Annotated in this window: 16 protein-coding genes and 1 pseudogene; 2 read left to right on the top strand and 15 right to left on the bottom strand. The window is 65.1% G+C overall.

The genetic code is table 11. The features are described from left to right. The first annotated feature begins 112 nt into the window (after nucleotides 1-112). Entirely contained in the window at nucleotides 113-880 is a 768-nt protein-coding gene (locus tag ACUXST_RS08385) for a class I SAM-dependent methyltransferase (RefSeq protein ID WP_458389517.1), read from the top strand. Beyond that, entirely contained in the window at nucleotides 877-1368 is a 492-nt protein-coding gene (locus tag ACUXST_RS08380) for a dihydrofolate reductase (RefSeq protein WP_458389516.1), read from the top strand. Before ACUXST_RS08385 ends, ACUXST_RS08380 begins: the two co-directional genes overlap by 4 nt. On the opposite strand, the gene ACUXST_RS08375 is transcribed toward ACUXST_RS08380, so the two are convergent. The 15 genes and pseudogenes from ACUXST_RS08375 to rplP all read right to left on the bottom strand — a co-directional run bounded on the left by ACUXST_RS08375 (nucleotide 1365) and on the right by rplP (nucleotide 8977). Continuing rightward, entirely contained in the window at nucleotides 1365-2018 is a 654-nt protein-coding gene (locus tag ACUXST_RS08375) for an adenylate kinase (protein ID WP_458389515.1), read from the bottom strand. The genes ACUXST_RS08380 and ACUXST_RS08375 overlap by 4 nt on opposite strands. A 28-nt stretch (nucleotides 2019-2046) precedes the next feature. Next, the gene (gene secY, locus ACUXST_RS08370; RefSeq protein WP_458389514.1) at nucleotides 2047-3411 is read right to left on the bottom strand and encodes a preprotein translocase subunit SecY; all 1365 of its coding nucleotides are present in this window, start codon (nucleotides 3409-3411) and stop codon (nucleotides 2047-2049) included. Nucleotides 3412-3497: 86 nt separating this feature from the next. Continuing rightward, a complete protein-coding gene (gene rplO / locus ACUXST_RS08365) occupies nucleotides 3498-4019 on the bottom strand; it encodes a 50S ribosomal protein L15 (RefSeq protein WP_458389513.1) in 522 nt (173 codons plus the stop codon). 54 nt (nucleotides 4020-4073) lie between these two features. Then, nucleotides 4074-4256, bottom strand: coding sequence for a 50S ribosomal protein L30 (gene rpmD, locus ACUXST_RS08360; RefSeq protein ID WP_458389512.1), 183 nt, complete (start codon nucleotides 4254-4256; stop codon nucleotides 4074-4076). A 5-nt stretch (nucleotides 4257-4261) separates the two neighbouring features. Next, nucleotides 4262-5014 carry a 30S ribosomal protein S5 gene (rpsE, locus tag ACUXST_RS08355; protein ID WP_458389511.1) on the bottom strand — a complete coding sequence of 251 codons (753 nt, stop codon included), beginning with the start codon at nucleotides 5012-5014 and terminating at the stop codon, nucleotides 4262-4264. Then, entirely contained in the window at nucleotides 5015-5368 is a 354-nt protein-coding gene (gene rplR / locus ACUXST_RS08350) for a 50S ribosomal protein L18 (RefSeq protein WP_458389510.1), read from the bottom strand. Between the two features lie 2 nt (nucleotides 5369-5370). Beyond that, entirely contained in the window at nucleotides 5371-5907 is a 537-nt protein-coding gene (rplF, locus tag ACUXST_RS08345) for a 50S ribosomal protein L6 (protein WP_458389509.1), read from the bottom strand. After that, nucleotides 5907-6302, bottom strand: a complete 396-nt coding sequence (rpsH, locus tag ACUXST_RS08340; protein ID WP_458389508.1) for a 30S ribosomal protein S8 — start codon at nucleotides 6300-6302, stop codon at nucleotides 5907-5909. Before rpsH ends, rplF begins: the two co-directional genes overlap by 1 nt. A gap of 12 nt (nucleotides 6303-6314) precedes the next feature. Then, entirely contained in the window at nucleotides 6315-6620 is a 306-nt protein-coding gene (gene rpsN, locus ACUXST_RS08335; protein ID WP_458389507.1) for a 30S ribosomal protein S14, read from the bottom strand. A gap of 37 nt (nucleotides 6621-6657) precedes the next feature. Next, complete coding sequence (gene rplE / locus ACUXST_RS08330; protein WP_458389506.1) at nucleotides 6658-7236, bottom strand: 50S ribosomal protein L5; 579 nt, start codon at nucleotides 7234-7236, stop codon at nucleotides 6658-6660. Further along, a complete protein-coding gene (gene rplX, locus ACUXST_RS08325; RefSeq protein WP_458389505.1) occupies nucleotides 7229-7546 on the bottom strand; it encodes a 50S ribosomal protein L24 in 318 nt (105 codons plus the stop codon). The genes rplE and rplX overlap by 8 nt, the downstream gene beginning before the upstream one ends. A gap of 2 nt (nucleotides 7547-7548) precedes the next feature. Further along, nucleotides 7549-7917 carry a 50S ribosomal protein L14 gene (rplN, locus tag ACUXST_RS08320; protein WP_192585726.1) on the bottom strand — a complete coding sequence of 123 codons (369 nt, stop codon included), beginning with the start codon at nucleotides 7915-7917 and terminating at the stop codon, nucleotides 7549-7551. Nucleotides 7918-8066: 149 nt separating this feature from the next. Continuing rightward, nucleotides 8067-8315, bottom strand: a pseudogene (gene rpsQ, locus ACUXST_RS08315) (30S ribosomal protein S17); the annotation flags it as partial. A 13-nt stretch (nucleotides 8316-8328) separates the two neighbouring features. Then, nucleotides 8329-8541, bottom strand: coding sequence for a 50S ribosomal protein L29 (gene rpmC / locus ACUXST_RS08310; protein ID WP_458389504.1), 213 nt, complete (start codon nucleotides 8539-8541; stop codon nucleotides 8329-8331). Between the two features lies 1 nt (nucleotide 8542). After that, nucleotides 8543-8977, bottom strand: coding sequence for a 50S ribosomal protein L16 (rplP, locus tag ACUXST_RS08305; protein ID WP_458389503.1), 435 nt, complete (start codon nucleotides 8975-8977; stop codon nucleotides 8543-8545). Between the last annotated feature and the right edge of the window lies 1 nt (nucleotide 8978).

The raw sequence follows: 8978 nt of genomic DNA, 5'->3' as shown, positions 1-8978 counted from the left end.
GCTAACGGCAGTAGGGGGTCGGTATTTGTCACGCTTGAACACGGGACTGAAGGTGATGACCGCGGGGCTCGCGGCTATTGCCGGCACAGCGATCCGGCGCCGATGGCGAAGGATGCGCAACGATCACCGCAAGCGGGCCGCGCTGTGGAACCGCTTCTACTCGGTGGACTGGGGCAACACGGCAACCAACAACTACGGCTTCGCGCCGGCCGACGGCGAGCACCCCGAGCGCTTCCAGCACCAGATGTATCTGGAGCTTCATCGCCGGCTCAACGAACTGCGGCAGCTCGGCCCGGGCACAAAGGTGCTGGAAGTCAGCTGCGGTCGCGGCGGCGGCCTGATGGCGTTCCGCTCGGCCGCGCCCGATATCGACGCCACGGGCCTGGACGTAGCCGACGCCGCCGTGGCGTTCTGCCGCCGAACTTATGGAGAGAGCGATCGCTTGCGTTTCGTGCAGGGCAGCGCCCTCGAGCTCCCATTTGGCGATGGCGAGTTCGACGTCCTGCTCAACGTCGAGGCGTCGAACGACTATCCTGACCGGGAGCAGTTCTTCCGCGAAGCCGCCCGTGTGCTGAAACCCGACGGCGTCCTGCTTTACGCCGACACGGTCCGCCGCGGACGCCGGGCCGAGATCGAGCGCGGACTGGCTTTGGCGGGCTTCCGCGCCGAGTTTCGCAACGTAACCGAGAATGTGGTCGCCGCTTGCCGGGCCGACACGCCGCGCCGCCGCCAGGTGCTCCGCCGCCACGCCCCGCTGCCGGCACGGCTCTTCCTCAACAACCAGCTCGCGAACTATGCGGCCCTTGAAGGCAGCAGCAAGTTCGCCGCCTTCGTCGACGGCCGCCGCGAGTATCTGATGACTGCCGCCTCAAAGGCATGAGCCGCACTCCAGTCACGCTGATCGTCGCTCGTGCACAGAACGGGGTCATCGGGCGCGAGGGCAAACTGCCGTGGCATCTTCCCGCCGACCTCAAGCGCTTCAAGGCGCTGACCATGGGCAGCGTCATGGTCATGGGCCGTCGAACCTTCGACAGCCTGCCAGGGCTGCTGCCCGGTCGCCGCCACATCGTCCTGACGCGTGACGCTTATTGGACGTCAAAAGGAGCAGAGGTCGCACGCGACGTCCGCGATGCGCTCCGTCTCGCAGGAGATGAGCGCGTGTCCGTCATCGGCGGCGCGGAGATATTCGGCTTGTTCACCCCCACCGCCGAACGCCTTGAGCTTACCGAAGTGCTCGCCGATGTGCCGGGCGACACGGTCATGCCCGACCCCCGCGAAACCGGCGACTGGCGCGAGACATTTCGCGAAGATCATGTTGCTGAAGGCGAACGCCCCGCCTTCCGGTTCCTGACGCTGGAGCGCGCCTAGACGGACTTGCCGTCGAGTGCAGCGTCGATTTGCGCCGCCACCTCTTCGACGCTGGCCATGCCGTCCACTGAACGGACGAGGCCGCGCTCCTGATAATAGGGCAGGATGGGCGCGGTCTTGGCGCGGTACTCGGCCATGCGCGTGCGCACCGTCTCTTCATTATCGTCGGGTCGCCGCTTGAACTCGGTCGAGCCGCACGCGTCGCACACACCCGGCACCTTGGTCGGGCGGAACGACTCATGATAGCCGGCGCCGCACTTGGCGCAGGTGACGCGCCCCGTGATGCGCTTCACCAGCTCGTCTTCGTCCACGACCAGTTCGATAACGTGATCGAGCGTCCGGCCCCGTTCGCCAAGCAGCATGTCGAGGGCGTCGGCCTGATGCTTGGTGCGTGGGAAGCCGTCGAAGATAGCGCCGTTGCCACCTGCGGAGTCGAGGCGCTCGCCGATGAGAGCCGTCACGATGGCGTCGCTGACCAGCTCGCCCGCGTCCATCACTGCCTTGACCCGCAGCCCAACGGGCGAGCCGCTCGCGCGCGCTTCCCGCAGCATGTCGCCGGTCGACATCTGGATCATCCCGCGCTCCGCCTGCAGCCTTGCTGCCTGCGTGCCCTTCCCCGCTCCGGGCGGGCCCAACAGAATGATGTTCATCACGGTCGCGCTCCCTGTTGCGTCCCGTTTAGCGCCGGCGCGGCGTGGTCTTGAGCTTCGCCTTCTTGATCAGGTCGCCGTACTGGTGCGCGATCAGGTGGCTCTGGATCTGGCTAACGGTGTCCATCGTCACGTTGACGACGATCAGCAGGCTCGTGCCGCCAAGGCGGAAGTTGAGCCCGGCCTGCGCTGCCAGGATCTCCGGGATGAGGCAGATCACGACGAGGTATGCAGCGCCGATGACGGTGATGCGGTTGAGCAGGAAGTCGAAATATTCTTCCGTCGCCTTGCCCGGCCGAATGCCCGGAATAAAGCCGCCGTGACGCTTCAGGTTCTCGGACGTCTCCTCGCTGTTGAACTGCACCGCAGTGTAGAAAAAGCAGAAGAACGCGATCAGCAGGCCGTAGAGCAGCAGGTAGAGCGGGGCGCCGTGCTGCAGGTACGTGCTGATGGTGATCAGCCAGTCGCTGGCGCCGCCTTCACCCGCGCGGTTGCCCGCCCACTGCAGCACCGTCAGCGGCATCAGCAAAAGCGACGACGCGAAGATCGGCGGAATGACGCCGGCGGTGTTGATCTTGATCGGCAGGTGCGATCGCTCCTGCTGCATGCCGCGCGCAGTCTGCCGCTTGGGATATTGGACCAAAACCCGGCGCTGCGCCCGCTCCATGAAGCAGATGCCCAGGATCAGCGCTGCGGAGAGCACGATCACTCCAACCACCAGCAGCCCGTTGATGCTGCCAGTCCGGCTTCCTTCGAGAAGCTGGCCAACCCCCTGCGGGAGGCGGGCAACAATGCCGGCCATGATGATCAGCGACACGCCGTTGCCGATACCGCGGCTGGTGATCTGCTCGCCGATCCACATCAGGAACAGCGTTCCGCCAACCAGGCTGATCGTGCCTGCAATCTCGAACAGCATGCCGGGCTGGACCACCGCCTGGATGCCCTGGTTGGCACCCTGGGATTCCAGTCCGCGCACCGCGAGATAGCCTTGCACGAGCGTGATCGCGACGGTCAGGTAGCGCGTGTACTGGTTGAGCTTCTTGCGACCGGTTTCGCCTTCCTTGCGGAGAGCCTGCCATGGGCCATAGAGCGTGCCGCCAAGCTGGATGACGATGGACGCCGTGATGTACGGCATGACGCCGAGCGCGACGATCGAGAAGCGCTCCAGCGCGCCTCCCGAGAAGGTGTTGAAGACGTCGAGGATGCCGCCGCTCTGCGTCTGGTAGAGCGAGCTCATCGCTACCGGATCGATGCCGGGAACCGGGACGAACGACAGTAGCCGGAACAGGATCAGCGCACCGAGCGTGAACCACAGGCGCTTCTTGAGCTCGGTCGCCTTGCCGAAATTGGCAAGACTGATGCTGGACGCCATTTGTTCGGCTGCGGATGCCATCGTCTTGAATAATCCCCTAGGCTCTGCGGCTCATATAAGCCGCATTGCCGTCATTGCGAGGAGCGGAGCGCTCCCTTGGCAACCGATTATGCGTTTGCAGCGGCCTTGCGCGAGCCCTTCTTGGCCTTGGCCAGCTCCGCCGGGTCCTTGCGCTCGATGAGCTCGACCGATCCGCCGGCCTTCTCGACCGCTTCCCGAGCGCCCTTCGACGCGCCGGCGACGCGGAGCGCCAGCTTGGCCGTGAGGTCCCCCTTGCCCAGAAGGCGCACGCCGTCCTTGCCACCGCGGGCGAGGCCAGCGGCCTTTAACGCGTCATGGTCGAGCGTGCCGTTGGCGTCGAGCTTGCCGGCATCGAGCGCCTTCTGGATAGCGCCGATGTTCACTTCGGCGAAGTCCTTGGCGAAGATGTTGTTGAAGCCGCGCTTCGGCAGCCGCATGTGGAGCGGCATCTGGCCGCCCTCGAAGCCCGCGATGCTGACGCCCGAGCGCGCCTTGGCGCCCTTCTGGCCGCGGCCGGCAGTCTTGCCCAGGCCCGAACCGATGCCGCGTCCAACTCGCACGCGGCTCTGGCGAGCGCCCTTGTTGTCCCGGATTTCGTTGAGTTTCATGTCGTGCACTCGCTTTCGCTTTGGTCGCGCATGCCCCCGCAGGGGCAGTCTGGGTTAAGCCGTTTCTTCGATGTTCAGCAGGTGCGCCACTTTGCGGACCTGGCCGAGCACTTCAGGCGTGCCCTCCACTTCCACGCTGCGGTGCAGCTTGTTGAGCCCGAGGCCGACGAGCGTCGCCCGCTGCGTCTTGTCGCGGCGGATCGGCGATCCGGTCTGCGTGATCCTGATCTTGGCCATCGCTATTACTCCGTGACCGCTTCGGCCTGGGCCTCGGCTTCGGCGGCGCTGGCGCCGCCACGGCCGAGCAGGTCGGCGACCTTCTTGCCGCGGCGCTGCGAAACCGCCCGCGGGGACACCTGGTCCTTGAGCGCTTCGAAGGTGGCGCGGATCATGTTGTAGGGGTTGGACGTGCCCACCGACTTGGTCACGACGTCGTGAACGCCGAGGCTCTCGAAGATAGCGCGCATCGGACCACCGGCGATGATGCCGGTTCCCGACGGAGCCGAGCGGACCGTCACGCGGCCCGCACCGAAGTGGCCGAGACCGTCGTGGTGGAGCGTGCGGCCGTCGCGCAGTGGAACGCGGATCATGGCCTTCTTGGCCGCCGCGGTCGCCTTGCTGATGGCTTCCGGCACTTCGCGTGCCTTGCCGTGACCGAAGCCGGCGCGGCCCTTGCCGTCGCCGACGATCACCAGGGCTGCGAAGCCGAAGCGCTTGCCGCCCTTCACGGTCTTGGAAACGCGGTTGATGTGGACGAGCTTCTCAATGAGCTCCTCGCCACCGTCGTCGTCGCCGCCACGGCCGCCACGGCGGTCGTCACGACGGCCACGGCCACCGCCACGGTCGTTGCCGCCGCGTCCGCGTCCACCACCGGGCCCACGCGGGCCGCGCGGGCCGCGGCGCTGCTCTTCCGGCTGCGCAGGGGTCGCCTCGGCAACCGCCGCCACTTCGGCCGGGTCGGTGTTGACCTCGTTCGTCTGGTTCTCGTCAGCCATTTAAAACTCCAGTCCGCCTTCGCGAGCAGCGTCGGCGAGGGCCTTCACGCGGCCATGAAACAGGAAGCCGCCACGGTCGAAAACGACCCGCGACACGCCGGCAGCCTTGGCGCGCTCGGCAAGCGTCTTGCCGACCACTGCCGCGCCGTCCTTGGTGGCGCCGGCCTTGCCCTTGATGTCCTTGTCGAGCGTCGAGGCGGCGGCAAGGGTCCGGCCTGCCGTGTCGTCGATGACCTGCGCATAGATGTGCCGGCCAGAGCGATGGACTGACAGCCGCGGCTTGCCCGCCGCGCGACCACGGAGCGAGGTGCGGACGCGCTGACGGCGCCGATCGAAGAGGGAGAGTTTCGCCATGGCTACTTCTTCTTGCCTTCTTTGCGGAAGATGAACTCACCGCGATACTTGATACCCTTGCCCTTGTACGGCTCCGGCTTGCGCCAGCGGCGGATCTCGGCGGCAACCTGCCCGACCTGCTGCTTGTCGATACCGCTGATCTCGACCGTGTTCGGGTCGGGAGTCTTGATGTCGACGCCTTCGGGAACGGGATAGTTCACGTCATGGCTGTAGCCGAGCTGTAGGCGCAGGTTCTTGCCCTGGGCCGCCGCACGATAGCCGACGCCGGTGATCTCGAGCACCTTGGTGAAGCCCTCGGTCACGCCGGTGACGAGGTTCTGCACGTTGGTGCGCTGCATCCCCCACGCCGCGCGGTTGCGCTGCGCGCTGGTCAGCGGAGTCACGCGGATCTCGCCCTCGGCGACTTCGTATTTCACGAGTTCGTCGAGAAGCTGCATCGACAGCGTGCCCTTGGGGCCCTTCACCGTCAGGGTCTGGCCCTCGACGTTGGCACTGACACCCGAAGGCATCGGCACCGGCTTTTTGCCGATACGAGACATTAGAATACCTCCGCCAGCACTTCGCCGCCGACATTCTGTTCGCGCGCCTCGACGTCCGACAGAACACCGCGCGGGGTCGACACGATCACCGTGCCGAGACCGTTGCGGATGCGCGGCAGTTCGCGGGCGGCCGAATAGACCCGACGACCCGGCTTCGACACGCGAGCCAGGTGGTGAATCGCCGGCTGGCCTTCGAAATACTTGAGCTCGATGCGCAAGCCATGCTGGCCGGCAAGCTCTTCTTCCGAATAGCCGCGGATGTAGCCTTCGCGCTGAAGCACATCGAGAACGTTCGCACGCAGCTTCGACGCCGGCGTCAGGATCGAGTCCTTCTTCGCCGACTGGCCGTTGCGGATACGGGTGAGCATGTCACCCAGAGGATCGGTCATCGCCATCAGTGATCCTCCTTACCAGCTGGACTTAACGACGCCCGGGATCAGGCCCTTGTTGGCCAGCTCCCGAAGCATGATCCGCGACAAGCGGAACTTGCGATAATAGGCACGCGAACGGCCGGTCAGCTCGCAACGGTTGCGAACCCGGGTGGGATTCCCGTTGCGCGGCAGTTCCGCCATCTTGAGGCGAGCTATCAGCCGCTCGGTCTCGTCGCGCGACTCGTCGTCCGCGATAGCCTTCAGCTTCGCGTACTTCGCCGCATTCTGCTGAACGAGCTTCTTGCGACGCTCGTTCTTGTTGATCGAACTCAGTTTCGCCATGACTTAAGTTCTTCTCCTAATCGAAGCAGACGCGCCCTCAGGCGGCCTGCTTCTGCTCCTCTTGCGGGAACGGAAAGTTGAACAGGCGCAGCAGTTCGCGCGCCTCTTCATCCGTCTTCGCGGTGGTGGTTACGATGACATCCATGCCCCGGACCTTGTCGATCTGATCGTAATTGATCTCGGGGAAGATGATCTGCTCTTTGAGGCCCATGGCGTAATTGCCACGGCCGTCGAACGACTTCGGGTTCAGCCCGCGGAAGTCGCGAACGCGCGGAAGCGCGATCGTGACCAGGCGGTCCAGGAACTCGTACATGCGCTCACGGCGAAGGGTGACCTTGCAACCGATCGGCATGCCCTCGCGCAGCTTGAACTGCGCGATCGACTTCTTCGCCTTGGTAATCACCGGCTTCTGACCGGAGATCGCCTGCATTTCCGCAGCGGCGGTTTCGACCTTTTTCTTGTCCTGAGTCGCTTCGCCGACGCCCATGTTGACGACGATCTTGTCGAGGCGCGGGACCTCCATGCGGTTCTTGTAACCGAACCGCTCGATCATCGCCGGGGCGATGCGCTCGTCATAGTCGCGCTTCAGGCGCGGGACGTACTTCTCGTCAGCCATTGATCAGCTCTCCGGACTTGGTCGCAACGCGGACCTTCTTGCCGTCGCGCTCCTCGAAGCGGACCCGCGTCGGCTTGCCGTCGGCACCCGCAATCGCGACGTTGGAGACGTGCAGCGGGGCTTCCTTGCGCTCGATCCCGCCCTGCGGGTTCTCCTGGCTTGCCTTGCGGTGACGCGCGTGGACGTTGATGCCCGACACGACGACCTTGTTTTCCTTCGGCAGCGAACGGATGACTTCACCCGTGCGGCCCTTGTCCTTGCCGGCGAGGACGACGACGCGGTCGCCCTTGCGGATCTTTGCAGCAGCCATGGTTACAGAACCTCCGGCGCAAGGCTGATGATCTTCATGTGCTTCTTGGCGCGAAGCTCACGGACGACCGGGCCAAAAATACGGGTGCCGATCGGCTCCTCGTTCTTGTTGACTAGCACGGCCGCGTTCGAATCGAAGCGGATGACCGAACCGTCGGGACGCCGGATGTCCTTGGCGGTGCGGACGATGACGGCGCGGTGAACGTCGCCCTTCTTCACGCGGCCACGCGGAGCGGCTTCCTTGACGCTGACGACGATGATGTCGCCGACGCCCGCCACCCGGCGCTTGGACCCGCCCAGCACCTTGATGCACTGGACGCGCTTGGCTCCGCTGTTGTCGGCAACGTCCAGGTTGGACTGCATCTGGATCATGGTTGGACCCTTACCCTCTCAATATCTTCTCAGGCGTCCGCTTCGGCGACGTCTTCGGCTTTCGCCTTGCCCTTGCCCTTCGAAGCCTTGGCCGGCTTTTCGGCCGGAGCTTCGGGAGCCTTCGTCTCCGGATCGGCGATTTCGATCTCGGCCGCCTTGGCAACGCCGAGGCGATCGATGACCGTCCAGGTCTTCAGCTTGGACACCGGCGCGCACTCCTCGATGCGGACGATTTCACCGGTGTGAAACGCGTTCGCCGAGTCATGGGCGTGGTACTTCTTCGACCGCTTGATGATCTTGCCGTACAGCGGGTGCTTCACCCGCCGCTCGACGCTGACCACGACGGTCTTGTCACCCTTGTCTGACACGATCGTGCCGGTGAGGACGCGCTTTGGCATTCTCGTTGTCTCCTCAGCCCTGCGCCGTGTTGGCAGCGCGGGCGCGCTGGTTCTGAAGGGTCCGGATGCGGGCGATGGTGCGGCGCACCTCGCGAACCCGGCTGGGCTTCTCCAGCTGGTTGGTCGCCGCCTGGAAGCGCAGGTTGAACTGCTCACGCTTCAGGTCGCCGAGCTGCTGCTGCAGCTGATCGTCGCTCTGCTGCTTCAGATTGTCGATCGCAGGCATGTTACTTGTCCTCCTCGACCAGAGTCTCGCCGAGCCGGGCGACGACCTTGGTCTTGATCGGTAGCTTCTCCGCTGCACGCTCGAACGCAGTCTTGGCGAGCGCTCCAGGAACGCCATCGAGTTCGAACAGGATTCGGCCCGGCTTGACGCGAGCGACCCAGAACTCGGGCGAGCCCTTGCCCGAGCCCATGCGGACTTCGGCAGGCTTGGAGCTGACCGGGACGTCCGGGAACACGCGGATCCACAGACGGCCGGCACGCTTGATGTGACGGGTGATCGCGCGGCGGGCCGCTTCGATCTGGCGAGCAGTGATCCGCTCCGGCTCCATGGCCTTGAGGCCGAAGGCGCCGAAGTTGAGCTCGGTCCCGCCTTTGGCATTGCCATGGATGCGGCCTTTGAAGGCCTTGCGGAACTTGGTGCGCTTGGGTTGCAGCATG

This window comes from Sphingomonas sp. F9_3S_D5_B_2 (genome assembly GCF_054263715.1).
The sequence above is the reverse complement of the archived record's forward strand: the minus strand, read 5'-3'. Positions and strand labels throughout refer to the sequence as shown.